General features: G+C 60.7%; 22 protein-coding genes. 4 read left to right on the top strand and 18 right to left on the bottom strand.

Going from position 1 to position 23,602, the window contains the following annotated elements; genetic code table 11:
- Nucleotides 1-121 precede the first annotated feature (121 nt).
- From JOE33_RS12355 to JOE33_RS12345, 3 genes are read left to right on the top strand one after another with little or no spacing between them, the layout of a single operon-like run.
- Nucleotides 122-1,240 carry an efflux RND transporter periplasmic adaptor subunit gene (locus JOE33_RS12355; RefSeq protein ID WP_010429737.1) on the top strand — a complete coding sequence of 373 codons (1,119 nt, stop codon included), beginning with the start codon at nt 122-124 and terminating at the stop codon, nt 1,238-1,240.
- A complete protein-coding gene (locus JOE33_RS12350) occupies nt 1,237-2,322 on the top strand; it encodes an efflux RND transporter periplasmic adaptor subunit (RefSeq protein ID WP_122694586.1) in 1,086 nt (361 codons plus the stop codon). Before JOE33_RS12355 ends, JOE33_RS12350 begins: the two co-directional genes overlap by 4 nt.
- Nucleotides 2,319-5,420, top strand: a complete 3,102-nt coding sequence (locus JOE33_RS12345; RefSeq protein ID WP_010429743.1) for an efflux RND transporter permease subunit — start codon at nt 2,319-2,321, stop codon at nt 5,418-5,420. The genes JOE33_RS12350 and JOE33_RS12345 overlap by 4 nt, the downstream gene beginning before the upstream one ends.
- 69 nt (nt 5,421-5,489) lie before the next feature.
- On the opposite strand, the gene JOE33_RS12340 is transcribed toward JOE33_RS12345, so the two are convergent.
- From JOE33_RS12340 to JOE33_RS12285, 12 genes are all read right to left on the bottom strand, one after another.
- Nucleotides 5,490-6,113 carry a class I SAM-dependent methyltransferase gene (locus tag JOE33_RS12340; RefSeq protein ID WP_010429746.1) on the bottom strand — a complete coding sequence of 208 codons (624 nt, stop codon included), beginning with the start codon at nt 6,111-6,113 and terminating at the stop codon, nt 5,490-5,492.
- A gap of 56 nt (nt 6,114-6,169) precedes the next feature.
- Complete coding sequence (locus JOE33_RS12335) at nt 6,170-6,814, bottom strand: methionine ABC transporter permease (RefSeq protein WP_010429748.1); 645 nt, start codon at nt 6,812-6,814, stop codon at nt 6,170-6,172.
- A complete protein-coding gene (locus tag JOE33_RS12330; RefSeq protein WP_209924076.1) occupies nt 6,804-7,934 on the bottom strand; it encodes a methionine ABC transporter ATP-binding protein in 1,131 nt (376 codons plus the stop codon). The genes JOE33_RS12335 and JOE33_RS12330 overlap by 11 nt, the downstream gene beginning before the upstream one ends.
- The gene (locus tag JOE33_RS12325) at nt 7,931-8,719 is read right to left on the bottom strand and encodes a MetQ/NlpA family ABC transporter substrate-binding protein (RefSeq protein WP_187624995.1); all 789 of its coding nucleotides are present in this window, start codon (nt 8,717-8,719) and stop codon (nt 7,931-7,933) included. Before JOE33_RS12325 ends, JOE33_RS12330 begins: the two co-directional genes overlap by 4 nt.
- A 92-nt stretch (nt 8,720-8,811) precedes the next feature.
- Complete coding sequence (locus JOE33_RS12320) at nt 8,812-10,167, bottom strand: LLM class flavin-dependent oxidoreductase (RefSeq protein WP_187624996.1); 1,356 nt, start codon at nt 10,165-10,167, stop codon at nt 8,812-8,814.
- Entirely contained in the window at nt 10,167-11,372 is a 1,206-nt protein-coding gene (locus tag JOE33_RS12315) for an SfnB family sulfur acquisition oxidoreductase (RefSeq protein ID WP_187624997.1), read from the bottom strand. The genes JOE33_RS12320 and JOE33_RS12315 overlap by 1 nt, the downstream gene beginning before the upstream one ends.
- A 26-nt stretch (nt 11,373-11,398) precedes the next feature.
- A complete protein-coding gene (locus tag JOE33_RS12310) occupies nt 11,399-12,571 on the bottom strand; it encodes an SfnB family sulfur acquisition oxidoreductase (protein ID WP_240034081.1) in 1,173 nt (390 codons plus the stop codon).
- 527 nt (nt 12,572-13,098) lie between these two features.
- Nucleotides 13,099-13,827, bottom strand: coding sequence for a hypothetical protein (locus JOE33_RS12305; RefSeq protein ID WP_096140734.1), 729 nt, complete (start codon nt 13,825-13,827; stop codon nt 13,099-13,101).
- 597 nt (nt 13,828-14,424) lie between these two features.
- Nucleotides 14,425-15,168, bottom strand: a complete 744-nt coding sequence (tcyN, locus tag JOE33_RS12300) for an L-cystine ABC transporter ATP-binding protein TcyN (protein ID WP_187624998.1) — start codon at nt 15,166-15,168, stop codon at nt 14,425-14,427.
- A 3-nt stretch (nt 15,169-15,171) separates the two neighbouring features.
- Complete coding sequence (tcyL, locus tag JOE33_RS12295) at nt 15,172-15,840, bottom strand: cystine ABC transporter permease (RefSeq protein ID WP_003341471.1); 669 nt, start codon at nt 15,838-15,840, stop codon at nt 15,172-15,174.
- The gene (gene tcyJ, locus JOE33_RS12290) at nt 15,837-16,634 is read right to left on the bottom strand and encodes a cystine ABC transporter substrate-binding protein (RefSeq protein ID WP_010429771.1); all 798 of its coding nucleotides are present in this window, start codon (nt 16,632-16,634) and stop codon (nt 15,837-15,839) included. Before tcyJ ends, tcyL begins: the two co-directional genes overlap by 4 nt.
- 220 nt (nt 16,635-16,854) lie before the next feature.
- On the bottom strand, nt 16,855-17,853 hold the full coding sequence (locus JOE33_RS12285; RefSeq protein WP_010429774.1) for a D-cysteine desulfhydrase: 999 nt from the start codon (nt 17,851-17,853) through the stop codon (nt 16,855-16,857).
- 197 nt (nt 17,854-18,050) lie between these two features.
- Between JOE33_RS12285 and epsC the strand changes: the two genes are divergently transcribed.
- Complete coding sequence (gene epsC / locus JOE33_RS12280; RefSeq protein ID WP_032613592.1) at nt 18,051-19,004, top strand: serine O-acetyltransferase EpsC; 954 nt, start codon at nt 18,051-18,053, stop codon at nt 19,002-19,004.
- An 11-nt stretch (nt 19,005-19,015) separates the two neighbouring features.
- Here epsC and JOE33_RS12275 read toward each other — a convergent pair whose 3' ends face one another.
- The 6 genes from JOE33_RS12275 to hutC all read right to left on the bottom strand — a co-directional run bounded on the left by JOE33_RS12275 (nt 19,016) and on the right by hutC (nt 23,556).
- Nucleotides 19,016-19,723, bottom strand: coding sequence for an anti-sigma factor (locus JOE33_RS12275; RefSeq protein WP_187624999.1), 708 nt, complete (start codon nt 19,721-19,723; stop codon nt 19,016-19,018).
- Nucleotides 19,720-20,286 carry a sigma-70 family RNA polymerase sigma factor gene (locus JOE33_RS12270; RefSeq protein WP_096101864.1) on the bottom strand — a complete coding sequence of 189 codons (567 nt, stop codon included), beginning with the start codon at nt 20,284-20,286 and terminating at the stop codon, nt 19,720-19,722. The genes JOE33_RS12275 and JOE33_RS12270 overlap by 4 nt, the downstream gene beginning before the upstream one ends.
- A 103-nt stretch (nt 20,287-20,389) precedes the next feature.
- A complete protein-coding gene (locus tag JOE33_RS12265) occupies nt 20,390-20,923 on the bottom strand; it encodes a DUF3455 domain-containing protein (RefSeq protein WP_096125840.1) in 534 nt (177 codons plus the stop codon).
- A 105-nt stretch (nt 20,924-21,028) separates the two neighbouring features.
- Nucleotides 21,029-22,204, bottom strand: a complete 1,176-nt coding sequence (gene nhaA / locus JOE33_RS12260; RefSeq protein ID WP_187625000.1) for a Na+/H+ antiporter NhaA — start codon at nt 22,202-22,204, stop codon at nt 21,029-21,031.
- 48 nt (nt 22,205-22,252) lie between these two features.
- Nucleotides 22,253-22,849 (bottom strand): HutD family protein, encoded by a 597-nt coding sequence (locus tag JOE33_RS12255; protein ID WP_054994450.1) that lies wholly within the window; start codon nt 22,847-22,849, stop codon nt 22,253-22,255.
- The gene (hutC, locus tag JOE33_RS12250) at nt 22,846-23,556 is read right to left on the bottom strand and encodes a histidine utilization repressor (protein WP_161420743.1); all 711 of its coding nucleotides are present in this window, start codon (nt 23,554-23,556) and stop codon (nt 22,846-22,848) included. Before hutC ends, JOE33_RS12255 begins: the two co-directional genes overlap by 4 nt.
- Between the last annotated feature and the right edge of the window lie 46 nt (nt 23,557-23,602).

The following is a 23,602-nucleotide window of genomic DNA, read 5'->3' as shown; positions in this document are numbered from 1 at the left end:
CTCCCGCGCAACCGCTTTCTGCCCTGTTTCAATGAACCCTCCCTCTCGCATACAGTCGCATACTCGCGCTATTCTCTCGCCCTGATCACGCCCGCACCCGGCAGTCGCACAAGGAGTTTGCATGCCCGTTCGTATTTCAAGACTGGTTACGTTCGGTCTGGCCGCTGCCCTGGCGGCGCTGGCGGGCTGTGGCGAGGAAAAACCGGCTGAGCCCGAGCTGCCCCGGGTCTATGTTCAAACGGTAAAAAGTGCCGACTTCGCTGCCAGTGTCGCCCTGACCGGCGATGTTCAGGCGCGCGTGCAGACCCGTCTTTCATTCCGGGTCAATGGCAAGATCATTCAGCGCAATGTGGATGTGGGTGACCGGGTGACTGCGCGGCAGGTGCTGGCCCGGCTCGATCCCAAGGATCTGCAGATCAATGTCGACTCGGCTGCTGCCTCTGTGGCTGCCGAACAGGCCCGCGTGAACCAGTCCCGCGCGGCGTTTGTCCGTCAGCAAAAGCTGCTGCCCAAGGGTTACACCAGTCGCAGCGAATATGACTCTGCACAGGCTGCGTTGCGCGGCAGCGAAAGCTCGTTGAAGGCGGCTCAGGCGCAATTGGCCAATGCCCGTGAACAACTGGGTTATACCGCGCTGGTCGCCGATGCACCGGGTGTGATCACCGCGCGTCAGGCTGAGGTCGGGCAAGTGGTGCAGGCCACCATGCCGATTTTCGATCTGGCGCGCGACGGCGATCGCGATGCCGTGTTCAATGTTTACGAGTCCCTGTTCGTCAAGCCACCGACCGATCAGGCCGTGCAGGTCACGCTGCTCGATAACCCGACTATCAAAGTCAGCGGCAAGGTGCGCGAAGTGACCCCGGCGGTGTCGGCGCAAACCGGCACCTTGCAGATCAAGATCGCTCTGGACCCGCTGCCTGAAGGCATGGACCTGGGCTCGGTGGTCAGTGTGGCGCTGAGTGCACCGGCCAACGCCAGTGTCGAGTTGCCATGGGCGGCGCTGACCAAGGACCTTGGCGAGCAGTTGGGCAAGCCTGCCGTGTGGGTGGTGGACGAGCAGGGTAAGGTCAATCTGCGCAAGGTCACCGTCACCCGTTACCTGACCGCCAAAGTCATCATTGGCGACGGGCTCAAGAGTGGAGAGAAAGTCGTGGTGGCAGGCGGACAGTTGTTACACCCGGACATGCAGGTCGAAATTGCCGAACAGCCCAAACAACAGAACGCACAGGTGCAGCCATGAAGCGTATGTCATGCCTGCCGCTGGGCGGCCTGCTGTTGAGCGGTTTTCTATTGAGTGGCTGTGGCAAGGATGAAACACCTCCGGAACCGGTGCGCCCCGTCGTCTTCGTCGAAGCAAAGCCTGAGTCGAATCAGGATTTCGGGCGTTTCGCCGGTAATATCCAGGCGCGTTATCAGAGTGTGCTGGGCTTTCGTGTCGCGGGTCGCATCGCCCGGCGCGACGTTGACGTAGGCGCTGAGGTCAAGAAAGGCGATTTGCTCGCAACCCTCGACCCGACCGATCAGCAGAACGCCGTGCGTGCCCGGCAGGGCGACCTGGCCAATGTTCAGGCGCAGTTCATCAACGCCCAGGCCAATGCTCGCCGCCAGCAGGAGCTGTTCGATCGCGGTGTCGGTGCCCAGGCGCAACTGGACATCGCCCTGACCGATCTGAAGACCGCCAGCTCGTCGCAGGAACAGGCCAAGGCCGCGGCTCAACAGGCCCGCGATCAATTGAGTTACAGCGAGCTGCGCAGTGATCACGACGCCGTGGTCACCGAATGGAAGGTCGAAGCCGGACAGGTGGTGACAGCCGGTCAGGAAGTCGTGACCCTGGCGCGGCCGGACATCAAGGAAGCGGTGATCGACCTGCCCGATACACTGGCCGACCAGTTGCCTGCCGACGTGGTATTCACCGTCGCCAGTCAACTGAATCCGGAAGTGAACACCACCGCCACCATTCGCGAAATCGAACCCCAGGCTGACCGCACGACACGTACTCGCCGTGCGCGTCTGTCGCTGGCGCAAACACCACCGGCGTTCCGGCTTGGCACGGCGATCAGCGTGACGCTCAGCTCGACCATCACGCCGCGCATGCGTCTGCCGATCAATGCCCTGCAGGAAGTCGATGGCAAACGCCAGATATGGATCGTCGACCCGCAAAGCCAGACGGTGAACCCCAGAGCGGTGACTATTGCCAGCCGTGACCGCGATTCCTTCGTGCTGAACGATGGCGTCAAAGCGGGTGAAAAAGTGGTGAGCGCGGGCGTCAACAGCCTCAAGCCGGGCCAGAAAGTCAAAGTCGATGAGGAAAGCCCGCGATGAAAGGGAATTTCAATTTATCCGAGTGGGCCATCAAGCATCAGTCGTTTGTCTGGTACCTGATGTTCGTCGCGCTGTTGATGGGCGTGTTTTCCTACATGAAGCTGGGGCGCGAGGAAGACCCGTCCTTCACCATCAAGACCATGATTATCCAGACCCGCTGGCCGGGCGCGACGGTGGACGAGACCCTGGAGCAGGTCACCGACCGCATCGAGAAGAAGCTCGAAGAGCTGGACTCGCTGGACTACGTCAAGAGCTATACCCGACCGGGCGAATCCACGGTCTTTGTGTACCTGCGTGACACCACCAGCGCCAAGGCGATACCGGAAATCTGGTATCAGGTGCGCAAGAAAGTCGATGACATCCGTGGCCAGTTTCCGCAGGGGCTGCAAGGCCCGTCGTTCAACGACGAGTTCGGCGATGTGTACGGCTCGATCTACGCGTTTACCGCAGACGGTTTCTCGATGCGTCAGTTGCGTGACTATGTCGAGAAGGTCCGCGCCGACATCCGCGAAGTGCCCGGGCTGGGCAAGGTCGAGATGATCGGTCAGCAGGACGAAGTGCTGTACCTGAATTTCTCGACACGCAAACTCGCTGCGTTGGGCATCGACCAGAGCCAGGTGGTGCAAAGCCTGCAATCGCAGAACGCGGTGACACCTGCCGGGGTGATCGAAGCCGGGCCGGAGCGGATTTCGGTACGCACCTCCGGGCAGTTCGCTTCCGAGAAGGATCTGGCTGCAGTCAATCTGCGCATCAATGACCGTTTTTACCGTCTGAGCGACATTGCTGACATCACCCGTGGCTACACCGATCCGCCCAAGCCGCTGTTCCGCTTCGATGGCAAACCGGCGATCGGCCTGGCCATCGCGATGCAGAAGGGCGGCAATATCCAGTCGTTCGGCAAGGCGCTGCATGAGCGTATGGACGCTACAACGGCGGAGCTGCCAGTCGGCATTGGCGTGCACAAGGTGTCGGATCAGGCCGAGGTGGTGAACAAGGCCGTGGGCGGCTTCACCAGCGCGTTGTTCGAGGCGGTGATCATCGTGCTGCTGGTCAGCTTCGTCAGCCTCGGGTTTCGCGCAGGGTTGGTGGTCGCGTGTTCGATTCCGCTGGTGCTGGCGATGGTGTTTGTGTTCATGGAATACAGCGGCATCACCATGCAACGGATTTCCCTCGGCGCGCTGATCATTGCCCTCGGCCTGCTGGTGGATGACGCCATGATTACCGTGGAAATGATGGTCACACGGCTGGAAATGGGTGAAACCAAGGAGCAGGCCGCGACGTACGCCTATACCTCGACGGCGTTCCCGATGCTCACCGGTACGCTGGTGACCGTGGCCGGCTTTGTGCCGATCGGTCTGAACAACAGCTCGGCGGGGGAGTACACATTCACGCTGTTTGCCGTGATTGCCGTGGCGATGCTGGTGTCGTGGGTGGTTGCCGTTCTGTTTGCGCCGGTGATCGGCGTGCACATTCTGAGCGCCAACATCAAACCGAAATCCGAAGAGCCAGGCCGCATAGGCCGGGCATTCAACGGCAGCATGCTCTGGGCCATGCGTCATCGCTGGCTGGCGATTGCCATCACGGTAGGGTTGTTCGCCGCGTCGCTGTTCTCCATGCAGTTTGTGCAGAACCAGTTCTTCCCGTCTTCGGACCGCCCGGAAATTCTCGTTGATCTGAATCTGCCGCAGAACGCCTCGATCAACGAGACGCGCAAGGTGGTGGATCGGTTTGAAGCAAGCCTCAAGGACGATCCGGACATCGAGCGCTGGAGCACCTACATCGGCCAGGGCGCGTTGCGTTTCTACCTGCCACTCGATCAGCAACTGGAAAATCCGTTCTACGCCCAGCTGGTCATTGTCAGCAAAGGCCTGGAAGAACGTGGCGCATTGACTGCCCGTCTGCAAAAACGCCTGCGTGACGAGTTCGTCGGCATCGGGTCGTATGTGCAGGCACTGGAAATGGGCCCGCCGGTGGGGCGTCCGTTGCAGTATCGCGTCAGCGGCGAGAACATCGACAAGGTGCGTCAGCACGCCATCGAACTGGCCACGCTGCTTGATCACAACCCGCATGTGGGCGAAGTGATCTACGACTGGAACGAGCCGGGCAAGGTCCTGCGCATCGACATCAATCAGGACAAGGCCCGGCAGTTGGGCCTGTCGTCGGAAGACGTCGCCAAGCTGATGAACAGCGTTGTCAGCGGTTCTACCGTGACCCAGGTGCGCGATGATATCTACCTGATCAATGTGATCGGACGTGCCGAAGATGCCGAGCGCGGCACACCGGAAACCCTGCAGAACCTGCAAATTGTGACACCGACCGGTACGTCGATCCCGCTTCTGGCGTTCGCTACTGTCGGTTACGAGCTGGAGCAGCCATTGGTGTGGCGCCGCGACCGCAAGCCGACCATCACAGTGAAAGGCGCCGTCCGCGACGCGATTCAGCCGACTGATCTGGTCAAGCAGCTGCAACCGGAAATCGACAAGTTTTCCGCGGGTCTGCCGGTCGGCTACAAGGTGGCAACCGGCGGTACGGTCGAAGAAAGCAGCAAGGCGCAGGGGCCGATTGCCAGCGTTGCGCCGCTGATGCTGTTCCTCATGGCGACGTTCCTGATGATTCAGTTGCACAGCATTCAGAAGATGTTCCTGGTGGCCAGTGTCGCGCCTCTGGGGCTTATCGGAGTGGTGCTGGCGCTTATCCCGACGGGGACGCCATTGGGGTTCGTGGCGATTCTCGGGGTGCTGGCGCTGATCGGCATCATCATCCGCAACTCGGTGATTCTGGTGACCCAGATCGATGCCTATGAAAAAAGCGGCTACCTGCCGTGGGATGCCGTGGTCGAAGCCACCGAGCATCGCCGTCGTCCGATTTTGTTGACGGCGGCAGCGGCCAGCCTGGGCATGATTCCAATCGCCCGTGAGGTGTTCTGGGGGCCGATGGCCTACGCCATGATCGGCGGTATCATCATCGCCACGCTGCTGACCTTGCTGTTCCTGCCAGCGCTATACGTGGCCTGGTACCGCATCAAGGAGCCGACCGACGAACAGCGTCAGGAAGCCGAAGACAAGAACGAGGATGAAAACGCGCAGCCTGCGCATTGATGATCGTTCCAACGCTCCGCTTTTGATGATCATCCCCACGCTCTGCGTGGGGATGCATTTCTCGACGCTCTAGCGCCGCCAGACGCTCGCCAGCCACGGCTGCTGGTCTCTCGGCAATCCTGCGGGACGATAGTAGTGCTCCAGTTCGACAAAGCCGGCTTCAGTCAGCAATTCACGCCATGATTCCAGGTCGTGGTATGCGCCGTAACGCTCGCCGTTCCAGCCTTCCTGATTCTCACCACGCGGGTTGGAGCTGAACAGCACGCCGCCCGGTTTGAGCGTGGCATGCAGTTGGCGCAGGACGCGTGGCAGCTCCTGTTTGGGGATGTGGAACAGCACTGCGTTGGCAAAGACGCCATCGAAGCGGCCTTGCGGCAGGTCGAGTTCGAGGAAGTTTTGCTGCAGCACTTCGCAACCGGTCTCGGCGCGGGCCATCTCGGCAAAACGCTCGGAGCCGTCGAGCCCGACCGCCACATGGCCCATCGCGGTAAACGTTTTCAGGTCGCGGCCCGGCCCGCAGCCGAAGTCGAGAATCTGCCACGGTGCCGGTCCTTCGATATGTCGCAGCAGGGCGTCGATATTCTGGCTGACGTCGTGGTCGCGGGTGCCTTCGCGGAAATCGTCGGCCACGCTGTTGTAATTGCCGAGGGTCGCGGAAGTGATCTGCGCAAGAGTCTGTGGATCGAGTTTCATCAAGGGCGGTCCGGTAAGGGAAGACCGCCAATATACCCTCGCAGCGTTGCGGCTGCTCAGCGCCTGTCGAAGCTGCGTGCCAATCGGTCGCCGCCCAGTTGCACCAGCGCTACGACCGCTACCAGCAAGACGATCACCGTCAACATCACCTGTGTGTCGAAGCGCTGATAGCCATAGCGATAGGCAATATCGCCCAACCCGCCTGCTCCGATAGCACCGGCCATGGCCGATGAGTTGATCATGGTCACCAAGGTGATGGTGAAGCCGCCGACGATACCGGGGCGCGCTTCCGGCAGCAGCACATGCCAGATGATGTGCCAGCGACGACAGCCCATCGCTTGCGCGGCCTCGACCAGGCCGTGATCGACCTCGCGCAGGCTCACTTCGGCAATCCGCGCAAAGAACGGCGTGGCGGCAATGGTCAGCGGTACGACGGCTGCCCATACGCCATAGGTGGTGCCGACGATCATCCGGGTGAACGGAATCAGCGCGACCATCAGGATCAGAAACGGAATCGAGCGAAACAGGTTCACGAAGCCGCCCAGCACCCGGTTGATCCCCGCTGCTTCGTAGATGCCGCCTTTGGAACTGGTCACCAGAATCACTGCCAGCGGGATGCCCAGCAGCAGTGCGATCAATGACGACACACCGACCATCAGAAACGTGTCGAGGGTGCCTTGCAGCAAGCGATCAACCCACATAACCCAATACCTCCACGCGTGGCGCCAGTGTGCGAGCGCGTACCAGCAGCTCGTCCCGACTGTAGGGCGAGCCGGCAACCGACAAAATGAGATGCCCGATGGCCCGCTCCTGAATCCGCTCGACCCCGCCCTGCAGCAATTGCACACGGCCGCCCAGCGCGGCGAACAGCGCGGCCAGGTCCGGCCCTTCGTCACTGACACCGGTAAAATGCACGTCCAGCAGCAGCGCCGCATCGGGTCGTTGCGGCTGATCGCTCAGGCGTTCGGCCCATTCGTTCGGCAGCCCGGTTTGCAGCGGCGCCAGCAAGGTTTTGCTGACGTCGTGCTGCGGGTCGCCAAACACTTGCCATACCGGCCCCTGCTCGACGATTCGCCCCTGTTCCAGCACCACGACGCGGTGGCAGACATCTCGGATAACCGCCATTTCATGGGTGATCAGCACGATGGTCAGGCCCAGGCGCTGGTTGATCTCGCGCAGCAGGCCGAGGATCGACTGAGTGGTTTCCGGGTCCAGCGCCGAAGTGGCTTCGTCGCACAGCAGAATCGCCGGATCGTGCACCAGCGCGCGGGCGATGCCGACACGCTGTTTCTGCCCGCCGGACAGCTGCGCGGGATAGGCCTTGTGCTTGTCCTGCAAACCCACCAGTTCCAGCAACTGTGCGACCTTGCGCGCGCGTTGCTCCTTGGGCACGCCGGCGACCTTGAGCGGCAGTTCGACGTTCTGCCAGACGGTCTTGGCCGACATCAGGTTGAAATGCTGGAAGATCATGCCGATGCGTCGGCGCAGCTCTACCAGCTTGTCTTCGTCGAACTCGCCGATGTCCACCTGATCGATCAACACGCGACCGCTGCTGGGTTGTTCCAGGCGGTTGATGGTGCGGATCAACGAGGATTTGCCTGCGCCGCTGCGGCCGATGATGCCGAAGATCTCGCCGCGCTGTACGGCCAGATCGATATTGCCCAACGCCTCCACCGGGCCTTGCTTGCCGTGATAGGTCTTGCCCAGGTTGATGAAGCGCACATGAGCGCGATTCAGCTCCGGGTGCAACTCGGCCTGTTGCGCCCGTTGGCCTGCGCCCGATGTGTCGAGTGGCAGTTGGCGTTGCGCGGTTGCGGTCATTCTTTCCACCCGGCCTGGTAAAGCTTGCCGTTGACCTTGTCCAGTGAGGCGCGGACGACCGGCGAATGCTGGTAGATATCGACGAATTTCGCCAGGCGCAGGTCATCCTTGTGATCAGGCTTGATCACGAACTGAATCACGTATTCCGGGTGGTCCAGGCCGTCGAACAGGATCGCCGAGTCGGCGGGAAAGGTCTTGGCCAGACGGATGTAAGCGGGGTAGCCCTGTACCAGATCGGCATCGTCGTAGGCCCGCACCAATTGCACGGCTTCGACCTGAATGAGCTTGAGTTTTTTCGGGTTGGCCGTGATGTCTTCCTCGGTGGCCTTGTAGCCCACACCTTCCTTGAGGGTGATCAGCCCGGCCTTGGCCAGCAGTTGCAGGCCGCGTCCGCTGTTGATCGGGTCATTGGCGATGGCCACAGTGGCTCCGCTCGGAAGCTCGTCGAAGCTTTTGTACTTTTTCGAGTACAGCCCGACGTTGTTGATGATGCCTGGCGCGTAAGGCACCAGACCGAAACCGGCGGCTTCGTTGGCATTGGTCAGGAACGGGATGTGCTGAAAGTAGTTCACGTCGATATCGCCAGCAGCGAGGCTGACATTGGGCGCGATCCAGTCGGTGAACTCGATCAGCTCGACCTTCAGGCCCTGCTTGCCGGCTTCTTCGACAGCGGCTTCCAGTGGTATGGCGAAGGCTGCCGTGGTGCCGACTTTCAGGGGGTTATCGTCGGCGTAAGCGGTCAGGGTCAACAGGCCGAGGGCCAGTGCAGCGAGGGTTTTGCTCATGATGCGGTCCTTTGATTCTCGTTCCCACGCTCTGCGTGGTAATGCCGTTCTGGACGCTCTGCGTCCGCTCTTGATTCTGCGGTGCCTGAGCGTCAGGCTCTGAAAGCAGCCCCCGCATGCCGCTCCGGCAAACGATTCGTACCCTCCGGGAACAGCTTTTTGCGCAAGGTGCCGTCTTCGTAAGCGGTCTTGTATGACCCGCGGCGTTGCAGCTCGGGAATCACCAGGTCGATGAAGTCCGCGTAACTCTCAGGCGTGACGATGCGCGTCAGGTTGAAGCCGTCCAGGCCGGTTTCCTCGATCCACGACTCCAGTTCGTCGGCGACCTGTTCGGGCGAGCCGATCAAGGTGATGTAGCGGCCGCCCAGGGCGTGCTGGTCGAGCAGTTTCTGGCGCGTCCAGTCGTTGTTTTTCAGGTTTCTGGTCGCCGATTGAATGGCGTTGTTTTTCACGTACTGAATGGGTTCGTCCAGTTCGTACTGAGAAAAATCGATGCCCGTAGACGCTGCGAAGTGCGCCACGCCGGCTTCGGCGCTGGCATGGCGGCGGTATTCGGCGTGTTTCTCCCGAGCCAGTGCTTCGGTGGCCGCGACAATCACGTTCAGGCCCATGAACACCTTGATGTCGTCCGGGTTGCGCCCGGCCTGCACGGCACTGGCGCGCACCTTGTCGACCTGCTCGCGGGTCGCTGCCTTGTTCTGCCCGCTGATGAACACGCACTCGGCGTTCTGTCCGGCAAACTGCAGACCGCGCTCCGAGCTGCCAGCCTGAAACAGTACCGGCGTGCGTTGCGGCGACGGTTCGCAGAGGTGATACCCCTCGACCTGATAGAACTCGCCCTTGTGCCGGACTTTATGGACCTTGCCCGGCTGGGCATAAACGCGCTGCTCGCGGTCGTTGATCACGGCATCGTCTTCCCAACTGCCTTCCCAGAGCTTGTACAGCACCTCCAGGTACTCGTCGGCCTGATCGTAGCGGCGGTCATGTTCGTTCTGTTCGCTCAGGCCCATGGCTCGTGCTGCGCTGTCGAGGTAGCCGGTGACGATGTTCCAGCCCACCCGCCCGCGACTCAGGTGATCCAGCGTCGACATGCGCCGGGCGAACAGATAGGGCGCGTCGTAGGTCAGGTTGGCGGTCAGGCCGAAGCCCAGGTGTCTGGTGACCCCGGCCATGGCCGAGACCAGCAGCAGCGGGTCGTTGACCGGCAACTGGATCGCCTCCTTGAGGGTGACGTCCACCGAGTTCTGATAGACGTCATACACGCCCACGATGTCGGCGATGAACAGGCCGTCGAACAGCCCGCGCTCCAGCAGCTTCGCCAGCTCAGTCCAGTATTCCAGGCTGTTGAATTGCGTCGATGTGTCGCGTGGATGGGTCCACAGACCATGGTTGATGTGGCCGATGCAGTTCATGTTGAACGCATTGAGGAGGATCTTTTTACGCGCCATCAGATCGTCCCCCGCAGGGGAGGATGAGTGTCGTTGAGGTAGTAATTGCCGATGGCATGAAACTTCCAGCGTACCGGGTCGTGCAGCGTATGAACGCGCGCATTGCGCCAGTGGCGATCCAGGCCGTGTTCAGCCAGCGTCGCTTGACTGCCCGCCAGTTCAAACAGCGTGCTGCCGGCTGCCAGGGAAATCTCCGTGCTGATCGCGCGCGCTTCTGCCACGGCTATCGAGGCGGCGGCGACGGTCTCGGCATTGCTGTCGGCCTGAGCGACATCCAGAAACTCACCGGCGCGCTCGAGCAGTGCTTCGGCGGCATGCAGGCGAATACCCAGCTTGCCGAAGCTGTGCAGCGTCAACGGGTCATCCACGGCCTTTTCGATACCCGAGTCGATCCATGGCCGGGTGCGGGTACGAACGAAGGTCAGCGCGTCCTCGAATGCGGCGCGGGCGATGCCGGTGTCGATGGCTGCATGGAGAATCTGCGCCAGCGGCCCGACCGTGGTGGGGCGCTGGAAAGCGCTCTGGAACGGCACGACATCGCTGGCGCTGACATACACATTGTCGAACACCACCGAGCCGCTGCCCGTCGTGCGCTGCCCGAAACCGCTCCAATCGTCGATGACGCTCAGCCCCTCGCTGTCGTGCGGCACGAACACCAGTTGCTGCATACCCTCGTCGTCAATGACCGAGGTGGGAATACGTTGCGCATACAGCGCGCCGGTGGCGTAGAACTTGCGGCCGTTGATGCGATAGCCGTCCCCGTCGCGGCTCAGGCGAGTGGTGCGGTCATGTGCGGTTCTGGTCCCCAGTTCGGCCAGTGCATTGCCGAACCGAACGCCCGCGAGTGCCTCGGCGTACAAGCGCTCCTGTTGTTGCGGACTGCCGTTCACACGCAGCACTTCCAGGGCGTAAAAATGGTTTTGTGGAATCTGGCCCAGCGAGCCATCAGCTGCGGAAATCAGCTGGATCACCTTGGCCAGCGTGACATTGGAAACGCCCGCGCCGCCGAAGGCTTGCGGAACACTGATGCCCCACAGGCCGGACTGGCTGAACAGGTCGAGTTCGGCATGCGGCAAACGGCGCTCGCGGTCGCGGTGCGCGCTGTCGGTCTTGAAGTGCAGGGCCAGCTCGCGGGCTGTTTGCAGGGCCTGAGCGTCATGGGTGATCAGCGCTGCGTTTTCGCGCGCTTTTGGATTGGAACTCATGAAGGGGCGTTCTCCAGTGGTCTGGTTCAGATCCAGGAATGGCGAGCAGGCAGGGTGCCGTTCAAATGCCAGGTGCCGACCGCGTGGTATTTCCAGCGCACCGGGTCATGCAGGGTGTGGACGCGCGCGTTGCGCCAGTGGCGGTCGAGATTGAACTCGGCCAACGTCGCGCGGCTACCGGCCAGTTCGAACAGCTTCTCGCTGGCCAGCAGCGAGATTTCGGTGGTCAGTACCTTGGCCCGCGCGACCGCGATGGAGGCGCGTGCTGCCGAGTGCTCATCGATAGGCGCAGCGCTGATTTCGTCGAGCTCCTGGCCCGCCTTGCGCAACAGCGCTTCTGCCGCGTGCAGTTCGAGTTTCAACTTACCGATGTCGGCGATCACGTAAAGGTCATCGCTGGCGCGCTCGACGTTGGCATCGATCCACGGACGGGATTTCTCGCGGACAAAGGCAATCGCATCGTCAATGGCGCCGCGTGCAATGCCTGCGTCGATCGCGGCCTGGATCAGTTGCGAAACCGCGCCCTGAATGTTCGGCGTCAGTGACAGGCGCCAGTTATCGACCACCAGCGCGGCGTCCACCGGCACGTTGTCGAGCAGTACCGTGCCGCTGGCGGTGGTGCGCTGGCCAAAGCCCGACCAGTCATCAACGATGCGCAGGCCCGGTGTGCCACGTTTGACGAAGGCCATGATCTGCCGGCCCTGATCATCCAGCGCCTTGACAGCGACCCAATGCGCGAACAACGCGCCGGTGGAGTAGAACTTCTGCCCGGTGATGGTCAGGCGGTCGCCATGGGCGGTGATCCGAGCCTTGAGTTCCAGTGTGTTTTTGGTGCCACGCTCGGGTCCGGCGTTGCCGATGCGCCAGCCATCCAGCACGCTGCGGAACAACGTTTTCTTCTGCTGCTCGGTGGCACTGCTCTGCAGCAGGTGCAGAATGCCGAACTGGTTCTGCGGAATTTGTCCCAGTGCCGGGTCGGCAGCGGAAATGATCCTGAAGACTTCGGCTACCGTGACGAACGACACTTGCGGGCCGCCGTACGCGCGCGGGATGGAAATACTGCCCAGTCCGCTGCGGGTGAACTGTTCGATTTCAGCCCACGGCAAGGCGCGTTGCCTGTCGCGACCGGCGGCGTTGAGCCGTGCCGCCGTTGCCAGATCGTGGGCGGCCGCAATGGCTTGCGTGTCGTTTTGCAACACGACAGCCGTTAGCAGGCGGGGGGCGGTGTCAGGCTCTTGTGGGGCCTCGACACGGTGGGTCGACAGTGTCGCCGGATCAGACTCGCGTCGCTCACCGTCAATCGATACGACCCTGGCTTTATCCACAGGGGTAGTTGTGAAAGGGACCATCGGAACCTCGTAGCAGTAGGCCGCATCAGGTGCGGCTGGAAAACATCACGATGTCCGGTGGTCCGGTTCATATACCCTAAGCTTGTATAAAATTTTTTAAAACTTGATTTTTGGAATAAGCATAGACAGTTATGGTCGGTCGCCAATGCTGGTTAATGTTCTCACTCTATACAACGCGAGACGTCAGATCTCCTGCACAACCCGGTAGGAATAAGACCGGTGCACACGTTTGAATGATGTTGCACTTTCTGGCACTCCCGACCACTGTTTAATAGCCTCATTGAGGCTGGGTGAATAACACTTTGTCTTTCAGGTTATTCACAGGGCACGAGCTATTAAGCGATAGGGTTGAGTACTGCGGGTTGTTCAACTTTCTGTCACTGATCATTCAATACCGTCGTCTGGATTCTTAATATTCTGGGCGGTGCCCAGAGCGAGTTGTTGCCTACCCGGTCAATCACGCAGTAACTCACTTCCAGTTGTTGTTCGTCGCCGCCTTCGCGTATCAGCGCAGGCGGTACGACCAGGTCGACCGGCTCACCCACATCGTCTGCAGTAAGCGGCGGCAGGTCCATGCGCAAGTCGCCCCAGCGCACGGTGATTTCGTCGTGAACAGCCATGTTCAGATAAGGTTCGATGGTCATCGGCAAACCTCCTTCCAGGTGCCTGCGCGAGAGACCGTGTTGTATAACCGACGGCACCACATGGAGCGGCGCCAGGCCCTGGTTTTCTTCGGTGCTGGCGCTGACCAGTTGCCCGCCCGGTGCGTCCAGCTTGACCCACAGCTTGCGGCAGGGCGAGGTCACGGGCATGCCGCCTATCTTCATGACCCGGTAGTAGGTTCTTGCCTTGCCATTCTGCAGAAAGCTCTCCGGCACACGTAAGACAACGGTGTTGCCTACGTCGGATGCCTTCAAAATTGTTGACGCGACGTAACAGCCGTCCCAAAACAGTTCGATCAGGTCGCCCTCTTCCATGCGCTCGTAGGGGGCGACATGAACGGCAAGTTGAGAGGCGCTTCTCACGCCTATGCCGTGGCGGCTGGACAGCGGTACAGAAGGGGTTGGCAAGCTCATGGGGCTGGCTTTGCAAGTGGTTTGACTCATGTTCGTGTGCTCCTGAGAATCAATAGTTCACGTAAAGGATCGTCATAAGTTGTCATGTAGACGTAATAAAATGTGCAGTTCAGGCAGCGGGATAAGTACCTTAAATATCCAAGTTATGGCAAACATTACAAATGGTATGAAATGCGCACTTGAAATTTTTGGTGCTTCACTAATTGATTGATGTAGGTGAGCTAATGGGCTTTGCGATCACTTGTCAACATGCGGTTTGCGTTTAATGATTGTTTACTTGAAAACCAGATGCTTCCTACGCTGAATGTTTGTAACCGTTGACCCTCCACTAAACAACTGTCCTACTCCAAATTGCCCATTGCAATGGGCCATAACCGACAGGCAAGCGCAGCGAAGGAAATGTCTGATGGGACGGGCGCGTGGCGGAGGCATTCGGCTACCTATCAGGCAGCGCGGCAGATGTAGGCCAAGTTTATTATTTCGATGATTTTTCGAGGAATTACGCAGGAATTCAGCAAGGATATGGAACGATTAATCGTCCCTGAAACGATTAATCTCTCCTGAAATGTAAGAAAAAAACAGCGCCGCTGAACGGGCGCTGCTCATGATTGACGCTGAACGGCCTGATCAGGAGCGAGTGCGCTCAAGAAAATGTCTGGTACGTTCTTCCTTCGGGTTGGCGAACAGCGCCTTGGCTTCGCCTTGCTCCACGATCACGCCCTTGTCGATGAAGATCACCCGATTGGCAACGTCCCGGGCAAAGCTCATCTCGTGAGTGACAATGACCATGGTGCGGTTCTCTTCAGCCAGAGCCCGGATGGTCGTCAGCACCTCGCCGACCAGCTCCGGATCCAGCGCCGAGGTCGGCTCGTCGAACAGGATCACCTGTGGCTCCATCGCCAGCGCCCGTGCAATCGCCACACGCTGTTGCTGCCCGCCGGAAAGGCGTCGCGGGTAAGCGTCTTCCTTGCCACTCAGGCCGACCTTGGCGAGCAGCTTTCTGCCCAGCGCCTCGGCGGCTTCCCGGGCAACCTTCTTGACCACCACCGGGCCTTCGATGACATTTTCCAGTGCGGTGCGATGCGGAAACAGATTGAAGTTCTGAAACACGAACCCGACCTGCTGACGCAACTGGCGGATCAACCCCTGTTGCTGGTTCATGGAGCGGGTGCCATCGATCTCGATGTCACCGACCCTGATCCTGCCGCTGTCAGGCGTTTCAAGCAGATTCAGGCAGCGCAGCAGGGTGGTCTTGCCCGAGCCACTGGGCCCGATGATGGCCACGACTTCCCCGGCTTCGATACGCAGATCGATGCCCTTGAGCACCTCATTGCCCTTGAATGCCTTGGTGAGTTTTTCAACCACTATCATGTGTCAGGTCTCCAGATCGTGCCGGTTGACCCTGGCTTCCAGCTTGTTTTGCAGGTGCGAGAGCGCCGTGGCAAGGATCCAGTAGATCAGTGCAGCGGCCAGGTACATGGTGAAAATTTCGAAGGTGCGTGCGGTGATCAACTGCGCCTGGCGGAACAGCTCCGGCACCTGAATGGTAGCCGCCAGCGCCGTATCCTTGACCAGCGAGATGAAGCTGTTACCCAGTGGCGGCAATGCGGTGCGCGCTGCCTGCGGGAGGATCGCCCGACGCATGGTCTGCCAGCGGGTCATGCCGATGCTGGCCGCCGCCTCCCACTGGCCGCGCTCCACGGAACTGATGGCCGCGCGCAGGATTTCGCAGGCATAGGCGGCCATGTTCAGGGAAAAACCGATCAGCGCAGCGCTCAGCGGTTCGAGCTGGATACCCAGCTCCGGCAGGCCGTAATAGATCACGAACAGCTGCACCAGCAAGGGCGTGCCGCGAAAGAACGACACGTAGATGCGTGCTATCCAGTTCACCGGTTTGATGCGCGAGAGGCGCATCAATGCCAGGCCGAAGCCCAGCAGCAAACCGAAAAACATCCCGCCAATACTGAGGAAGACGGTGTAGTACGCGCCCTTGAGCAGGAAGGGCGCGGAGTCCAGCGCGAGCTGAAGGCTCTCTTCAATCATTTGGTGACATCAGCGTTGAAGTACTTTTCCGACAATTTCTTCAGCGTACCGTCGGCACGCATTTTATCGATTGCCTTGTCGATGGCCGCCAGCAATTCAGGCTCGCCTTTACGCAGGGCAATGCCCGACTCCTGGCGGGAGAATGCGTCGCCTGCAGGGACGAGTTTGTTTTTCGTCTTGGCAGCCATTTCCAGAGCGGCCAGGCGGTCAACGAGGATCGCATCGATACGACCTACGCTCAGGTCCTGGATCTTGCTCGGGTCATCGTCATAGGTTTTGACGATCGCGCCCGGAACGTTCGCCTTGAGCCATTCCTCGTAGTTGGTGCCCAGGCCCACGCCAACCTTCTTGCCGGTCAGGTCTTTGGCCGTCTTGATCGCGTCTTCGTTCTTCTTCAGAACCAGCGCCTGAATACCGGAGACGGTGTAGGGTTCAGAGAAGTCGTACTTCTTCTTGCGCTCGTCGGAGATGGTCACCTGGTTGATCACCACGTCCAGACGCTTGGAGTCCAGAGCGGCCAGGATGCCGTCCCACTTCGAAGGCTGGATCTTGGCCTTCACCCCCAGCTCCTTGGCCAGCGCTTCGGAAAACTCGACTTCGAAGCCGGTGAGCTTGCCGCTCTCATCCACAAAGCTGAACGGTGGGTAAGTGCCTTCCAGGCCGACATTGAGCGTACCGCTTTCCTTGATTTTCTGCAGTTGCTCGCCAGCCATGGCTTGCCCGGCGATACCGGCACTGAGCATCAAGCCCATTGCCGAGAAAAGAAACGTACGACGAATAGCGGAAATGTTCATGCGAGCCCCTTGTTGGTATGAAAGTGTCTGGCCATTTTCTGACCCGACTCAAGCAACTTCGTGCTGATTATTCAGCTTTTTTTCAGGCAGTTACGTCAGGTGTGAGGTTAAGCGTTGTGGTCTGCCGGGCGCGACTATATAGCCATCTGCTTATGAGGAAAAATAACAAAAAAAGTTATTTTTCCTCCACGAAAGCATAAAGGACCCGTCGGCTGAAACGTCACTGGTCAAATGCATCCGGATATGCAAACAGTGCCGGCGCACCGCCGGTGTGCAGGAAGATCAGCGGGCCGTCGTTGAAGCGTTGACGGCCGATGCCATCGAGCAGACCGGACATGGCCTTGCCGGTATAGACTGGGTCGAGCAACAGCCCTTCGTGGCTGGCCACCAGCTTGATCGCTGACAGCGTGCCGGCGTTCGGTTCGCCGTACCGTGGGGCGAAATACTCATCCCACAGTTCGACCTTGAAGTGGTCAGGCAGCGCAACGCCGAGCAACTCTGCGGTGCGCTCGGCCAGGCCCTGCACCTTGGGCAGCTGTGCTTCTTCACTGCGCGATACGGTCACGCCGATGACCGGCAATTGCGGCAGTTCGTGAGCCAGTGCCAACGCCAGACCGCTGTGCGTGCCGGCACTGCCGGAGGCCAGAACGACGGCCGCAAAATCGATACCGGTCTGCTTGATCTGCTCGGCCAGTTCCAGCCCGGCGCGCACATAGCCCAGCGCACCCACCGGGCTTGAGCCACCGATGGGGACCAGATAAGGCTTTTTGCCGCTGGAACTCAGGCGCGCAGCCAAGGCCTGGAGTTGCTCGTCGGCGTTGTCGAGGTTTTCCACCAGCTCTACCTTAGCATCGAACAGCTCCAGCAGCAGGCGATTGCCGTTTTTCAGGTAACTGGGGTCTTCGGTGCCGATAGGGTTTTCCAGCAGCGCCACACAGCCAAGGCCCAGGCGCGCGGCCAATGCAGCGGTCTGGCGGACATGGTTGGACTGAATGGCACCGGCGGTGATCAGTGTGTCGGCACCCTGGGCCAGCGCATCGGCGGCCAGGTACTCGAGTTTGCGCACTTTATTGCCGCCCAGCGCCAGCGTTGTGGTGTCATCCCGCTTGATGTAGATATCACGATCTGCCCAGATCGACAGGCGCTCGAGCTTTTCCAGCGCCGTTGGCGCGCTGATCAGGTCCAGGCGATTGAAGCGGGCAAGCTGATTTTTGATCATGGTGGTCGATAAGCCGTGTGAAGAGTCACCGGACTATAGGCAGACGTTTCTCGCACGGCAACTTATCTGTGCGCCCGGCTCTCTTCGCGTATTCCGACAGAAATTGTTATTTTTTTCGTCTGAATGTTTGCCGTAGAGTGGCCATAGCAGCGGCCAGCACTGTCGGCCGCCACCCTTCACATCAAGGAGAGTCAAGCGTGAGCGATATTCCAGAAGCGTCCGCCGATGGCCGCTCCAGCCACTGGCAGTTGCAGCGGATCGTCAGCCAGTTGCGCAGCGCGCGTGAAGACTGGCGGGCTCGCAACAGGCGAGTGAGCGGTGAGCACGGTGGACGTGAACTGCCTTCGCGTGCGGCCATGGGCGAGATTCTAGAGGCCTTGAGCGGCGCACTGTTCCCGATGCGCCTCGGCCCGGTGGACCTGCGCGAGGAAAGCGAGGACTTCTATGTCGGCCATACGCTGGATGTGGCGCTCAACGCTTTGCTGGCCCAGGCCCGGCTTGAATTGCGCTATGTCGCCCATCAGCAGGGCGCTGACCTCAAGAGCATCGACGCGCGAGCGCTCGAGCTGATTCAGGGTTTCGCCATGGCACTGCCGGGTATTCGTCTGTTGCTGGACACCGACGTGCTGGCCGCCTATCACGGCGACCCTGCGGCGCGCAGTGTCGATGAAGTGCTGCTGTGCTATCCCGGCATTCTGGCGGTGATCCACCATCGGCTGGCGCATTACCTGTATCGCGCCGGTTTGCCGTTGCTGGCGCGTATCAGCTCGGAGATCGCCCATTCTGCGACCGGTATCGATATTCATCCGGGCGCGCAGATCGGCCCGAGCTTTTTTATCGATCACGGAACAGGCGTGGTGATTGGCGAAACCGCGATCATCGGCGAGCGGGTGCGGATCTATCAGGCCGTGACCCTGGGCGCCAAGCGCTTCCCGGCGGACGAGGACGGCCAGTTGCAGAAAGGCCATGCACGTCATCCAATCGTTGAAGACGACGTGGTGATCTACGCTGGCGCGACGATTCTGGGCCGTATCACCATCGGTAAGGGTTCGACCATCGGCGGCAATGTCTGGCTGACGCGCAGCGTACCGGCAGACTGCAACCTGACCCAGGCCAACCTGCTGCAGCAGGACGACTGCAGCCGCAAGTAGGCTGCTGCGCGTCAGATCACCTTCACCGCCCGGCCGATGAACTGAATCGGCCCGGTGGGTTTGCCGATTGGCGAGCCGGTGGATTTTTCCAGTGTCAGCTCGAACAACTGGTTGGGTTGCAGCGGCGGCAGTTTATCCAGCGGCACATGCAGGCTCTCTCCCGGTTTGACCAGGCCAAGCGAAACCGGGCCTTGCCAGTCGTCACCCTTGGTCCAGAACTCCAGCGCCTTGTCGTTCGGCACCTCGAACACACCCAGCGGGATAAGCTGTATCTCCTGCGAGTTACTGGCCTGCACCACCCAGCCGGGAGCCTTGTCCTGCGGTCCTACGAGAACCACCAGATAAGACGGTTGCGCCGGTGCGCGGGTCAGCAGCGTCATGCCCAGCACCAGCGAGGCAGCCAGGCCTGCCCCGGCGAGACCGCGCCAGATCGACAGGCTGTCCCACCAGCGAACGCGCGGTCTTTGCGGCGTGCTGGCAGGCGTGGTCATGTCCAGCAGGCTACGTTCGATGCGATCCCACAGGCCAGGAGAGGGCGTCACCGGTTCGGCCAGTTCGGTCAGGGGCAGCAGCCGCTGCTCCCACGCATCGACGGCGGCCTGCAGATCGGGCTCGCGCGCCAGGCGACGCTGTACGTCGAGCCGCTTTTGCCCCGAGAGGGTGCCGAGTACATACTCGCCAGCCAGCTCGTGAATGTTGTCGTCTAAAGGCCGGGTCATCCCATGCACTCCCGCAAAGCCGTCAGGCTGCGCTTGATCCAGGCTTTGACCGTACCCAATGGCGCGCCAATTTTCTGCGCGATTTCCTGATGCGAATAACCGTCTACGTAAGCGTGAAAAATACAGTTGCGTCTTACTGGTTCCAGTTGCTCCATGCATGAAGTAATCCGTCCTGGATTGACCCGCCAATCGAAGGCATCGCCGATTTCCTGCCAGCCTTCCAGTGTCGCCTGTTGATGATGATCTTCACTGCCGTCGTCTTCGACACGCACCTCGCGAGCCGTATTGCGCAACGTGTTGAGCGCCAGGTGGCGGGTCACGCTGAATACCCAGCCACGTGCCGAACCGCGTGAGGCATCGAAGCTCGCCGCGTGGGACCAGATTTTCAGGAACGCGTCATGCACGATGTCTTCGGCCAGCGCGCGATCATGCACCAATCGCTGAGCGACGCCGAGCAGTCGGGCGCTTTCCTGTTGATAGAGACGCTGCAAGGCCTGCTTTTCACCGCGAGCGCAGGCCTGCAACGTGGCTTCGTAATCAAAGAGAGATTCGTGCGAGGACAAAATGATCCGCCATCAATGGAAGACTACTGCCTCGTTGACATCACGAGGCTCCCGCGCAGCAGCATAGCTCACTGGCGCGCGGTCACCCGGTTAGTGATGGCTATCAGCTTGCGGTCCAGAACAGGTAGTCGGCCTGATACTTGACCACTTCCTTCGCACCCTTGTTGCTCTCTGCGCAGGCTTTGGCCGGGGCAACGCCGCCTTTCAGGGCCACACGCTGAATGTAGGTTACGCCGGTCATTGCGCCCTTGCCTTCGGCCGGGTTGGCCTTGACCAGTTGGTACGGCAGGTTGCCAGTGCTCGAAGGGGCCACGGCAACCTGGGTGCCGGTTATTTTGGAACCGTCTTTGGCTTCCCAGGTGGCAGGCGGGCCGTAGTAGGTGCCGACCTGCTTGCCGCTCTTGTCGTTGAGCACCGCTTTGGGGCCGACGAACGCCCACTCCATTTCGCTCGGCATGTTGGCCTTGGCGCGGCACTCGTAGGTGATCTCGCCCACCCCGGTGGTTTGCAGGCTGACCTTGTTGCCGGCCGGCACTCGGACGCTTTCGGGGAGGTCGGTCTGAGCCATGGCCACGGACGACAGGCAAGTGAAGGCCAGAGTAGTACCAGCAAGGCAGAGCAAGCGTTTTGCGTTCATGCAGAAATCTCCAGAAGGTTTGACCGCGCTCAGCAACTCGAAGTGGCTGCTGAATGTACTACCCGCGAGAAACCCATCTGGATGCAGTGATTTGAAAATATTTTTTCAGGACCGGCTGAAACGGCTGCGCAGCAGCACAATTCCGGCAATCGCGGCCAGCCCCGAGCCGATCAGTACGCCGACTTTTACCTCGTCGATCAGGTGTTGCGAGCCGGGGAACGCCAGGTTGCCGATGAACAGGCTCATGGTGAAACCGATGCCGCACAGAATCGCCACACCATACAGTTGCGCCCAGTTGCTGCCCTCCGGCAATACCGCCAGCCCGGCCCGTATGGCCAGTACAGCGGCGAGAAACACGCCGATCTGCTTGCCCACGAACAGGCCCAGGGCAACGCCCAGCGGCACAGGATCGACCAGATTGCCCAGGGTAATGCCGGACAGCGAAACGCCGGCATTGGCAAAACCAAAGATCGGCACCACGGCGAAGGCCACCCAGGAGTGCATCTTTTCTTCGAGGAACAGCAGTGGCGAGCGGGCTTCCTCCTCGGGCTTGCCCATTGGTATGCACAGCGCCAGCGCGACACCGGCCAGCGTGGCGTGCACACCCGACTGCAGGACGAAAAACCACAGCAGCGCGCCGAGCAGCAGATAGGGCAGTAAGCGGCGCACGTTCAAACGGTTCATGACGATCAGCACCGCCAGTGTCACAAAGGCAGCGGCCAGCATCGGCAGGTTCAGACCGGAGCTGTAGAAGAAGGCGATGATCGTCACGGCACCCAGATCGTCAAGGATCGCCAGTGCGGCCAGAAAGACCGTCAGCGAGGTCGGCACCCGATTGCCGAGCAGCGACAGCACACCGAGGGCGAAGGCGATGTCGGTGGCCGCCGGGATCGCCCAGCCGCTCAGGGTCTGCGGATTGCCCCAATTGATCGCGATGTAGATCAGCGCAGGCACGAGCATGCCGCCCGCGGCTGCAAAGCCGGGCAGGGCACGTTGCCCCCAGGTCGCCAGACCACCGGCGAGGACTTCACGTTTGATCTCCAGGCCGACCATCAGGAAGAAGATCGCCATCAGCCCGTCGTTGATCCACAGCTCGACCGAGAGGCCCAGCCAGACGCTGTGCAGGATCGAGAAATAACCGGCAGAAAGAGGCGAGTTGGCAACAATCAATGCCGCCAGTGCAGCGCCCATCAACACGATGCCGCCGGCTGATTCGGAGGCGAGGAAGCCGGCGAGGATGGCAATGCCTCTGGGCGTTTCCCGGTTCGGAACTTGAGTCATGGTCGTCCTTGAACGAAAAGCTGTTGATATCAGGTGGCAGCGATGCGCTTACTGGCCTGTGGCAGTAAGCTCGATCAGGCAGCAACGGCTGGCGCCAGGTGATTGCAGTTCGACTTCCAGCAGACCGCCAGCGTTGTCGACCTGAGCACAATCGTGTTTGCCGAGGATTTCCCAAGGCTGGCTGTCGACGCTGATCGCCACTTGCTCGGCCATGCTGAACAGCACGAGGGTGCTGGCTGAACTGAACAGGCGTTGCGGGTGACGCACGTCTATCCAGTGCAGGCGTGCAGTGTAACGGTGTGGGGCATAGATCAGGTTGAAATCGCGAATCGGCCCGTCCAGCAAGGTGCAATTGACCTGGCTGTCACCGCTGAATGCAAACGGGTCCGATGGCAGCAGCGGGCGACTGTCGAGGCCATCCACGTCCAGCGTCATGCCCGCACCCTGCAGGACGGTGATGATGCGCTGATAGCCGGCGAACACTGAAAAGCCGCCCGAGGTTTCGATGTCGGCAATCGACAGCCGCCAGCCGAAACCGTCCAGCTCCTGGCCTGCGTCGCGAGCGATTTCTTCAGTGCTGCCAGCGCCGTTCTTCCATGGCATGCGCGGGTAGTCGGCGGCGCGCAAAATGCGGGTCTGGTTCATTTGGTAAAGCGTCCTTCCAGGCGATGACGGGAGCCGGGGTGGATCAGCCGCGCAGCGGTGACCGGCTGACGGCCTGACCAGGTACGGCGGCGAATCAGCAGGCAGGGTTCTCCCGCCTCGATCTGCAACAGCCTGCATTCATCGGCTTCGGCGAGAATCGCCTCGACCACATGCTCGCCTTCGGTGAGCGGCGCAACCTGCGATAGGTAGGCATAAGGCGTCTGCAGGGTGAAGTCCTGCCGGAGGTAGTCGGGCGCGACCTGGGCGTTCACGAAGCGGTCCTCGATCTGCACCGGGATGTCGTTCTCGTAATGCACGATCAGCGAGTGGAAGACCCGCTGCCCTTCGCGCATGTCCAGCGCCAGGGCGCGCTCGGAGCCGGCGGCTTCCTCCTTGAGGACCATGACCTTGCAGGTGTGGCGATGGCCGCGCGCAGCAATCTCGTCTGCAATGTTGTGCACTTCGAACAGCGCCGACTGGCTCTTGGGCTCGGCGACAAAGGTGCCGACGCCCTGCATGCGCACCAGCAGGCCCTCGGCCGTCAGCTCACGCAGTGCCCGGTTTATGGTCATGCGGCTGAAGCCCAGTTGCGTCACCAGTTCGCTTTCCGACGGCACACGATGGTGCGGCGGCCAAGTGCCGTTCTGGATCTGCAAGGCGATCATCTGTTTCACGCGGGCGTACAAGGGTGCGGGACTTTCGCCCATCTGGGCTGCCAGGGAAGAAGCGGCGGGCGGAGTCGACACGTGGGAA

This window comes from Pseudomonas sp. PvP027 (genome assembly GCF_017833005.1).
GTDB lineage: Bacteria > Pseudomonadota > Gammaproteobacteria > Pseudomonadales > Pseudomonadaceae > Aquipseudomonas > Aquipseudomonas congelans.
Note: the sequence above shows the minus strand (reverse complement) of the source record. Positions and strands in the feature narration are given on the sequence as shown.

What these genes read in the sequence shown, in the direction of transcription:
- JOE33_RS12305 (WP_096140734.1), bottom strand. Translation starts at nt 13,827, where the DNA reads ATGAGTCAAACCACTTGCAAAGCCAGCCCCATGAGCTTGCCAACCCCT.
- JOE33_RS12350 (WP_122694586.1), top strand. Translation starts at nt 1,237, where the DNA reads ATGAAGCGTATGTCATGCCTGCCGCTGGGCGGCCTGCTGTTGAGCGGT.
- JOE33_RS12275 (WP_187624999.1), bottom strand. Translation starts at nt 19,723, where the DNA reads ATGACCCGGCCTTTAGACGACAACATTCACGAGCTGGCTGGCGAGTAT.
- hutC (WP_161420743.1), bottom strand. Translation starts at nt 23,556, where the DNA reads ATGGGCGAAAGTCCCGCACCCTTGTACGCCCGCGTGAAACAGATGATC.
- JOE33_RS12285 (WP_010429774.1), bottom strand. Translation starts at nt 17,853, where the DNA reads ATGATCAAAAATCAGCTTGCCCGCTTCAATCGCCTGGACCTGATCAGC.
- JOE33_RS12255 (WP_054994450.1), bottom strand. Translation starts at nt 22,849, where the DNA reads ATGAACCAGACCCGCATTTTGCGCGCCGCCGACTACCCGCGCATGCCA.
- nhaA (WP_187625000.1), bottom strand. Translation starts at nt 22,204, where the DNA reads ATGACTCAAGTTCCGAACCGGGAAACGCCCAGAGGCATTGCCATCCTC.
- JOE33_RS12265 (WP_096125840.1), bottom strand. Translation starts at nt 20,923, where the DNA reads ATGAACGCAAAACGCTTGCTCTGCCTTGCTGGTACTACTCTGGCCTTC.
- JOE33_RS12325 (WP_187624995.1), bottom strand. Translation starts at nt 8,719, where the DNA reads ATGAGCAAAACCCTCGCTGCACTGGCCCTCGGCCTGTTGACCCTGACC.
- tcyN (WP_187624998.1), bottom strand. Translation starts at nt 15,168, where the DNA reads ATGATAGTGGTTGAAAAACTCACCAAGGCATTCAAGGGCAATGAGGTG.
- JOE33_RS12335 (WP_010429748.1), bottom strand. Translation starts at nt 6,814, where the DNA reads ATGTGGGTTGATCGCTTGCTGCAAGGCACCCTCGACACGTTTCTGATG.
- JOE33_RS12330 (WP_209924076.1), bottom strand. Translation starts at nt 7,934, where the DNA reads ATGACCGCAACCGCGCAACGCCAACTGCCACTCGACACATCGGGCGCA.
- JOE33_RS12340 (WP_010429746.1), bottom strand. Translation starts at nt 6,113, where the DNA reads ATGAAACTCGATCCACAGACTCTTGCGCAGATCACTTCCGCGACCCTC.
- tcyJ (WP_010429771.1), bottom strand. Translation starts at nt 16,634, where the DNA reads ATGAACATTTCCGCTATTCGTCGTACGTTTCTTTTCTCGGCAATGGGC.
- JOE33_RS12315 (WP_187624997.1), bottom strand. Translation starts at nt 11,372, where the DNA reads ATGAGTTCCAATCCAAAAGCGCGCGAAAACGCAGCGCTGATCACCCAT.
- tcyL (WP_003341471.1), bottom strand. Translation starts at nt 15,840, where the DNA reads ATGATTGAAGAGAGCCTTCAGCTCGCGCTGGACTCCGCGCCCTTCCTG.
- JOE33_RS12345 (WP_010429743.1), top strand. Translation starts at nt 2,319, where the DNA reads ATGAAAGGGAATTTCAATTTATCCGAGTGGGCCATCAAGCATCAGTCG.
- JOE33_RS12320 (WP_187624996.1), bottom strand. Translation starts at nt 10,167, where the DNA reads ATGGCGCGTAAAAAGATCCTCCTCAATGCGTTCAACATGAACTGCATC.
- JOE33_RS12355 (WP_010429737.1), top strand. Translation starts at nt 122, where the DNA reads ATGCCCGTTCGTATTTCAAGACTGGTTACGTTCGGTCTGGCCGCTGCC.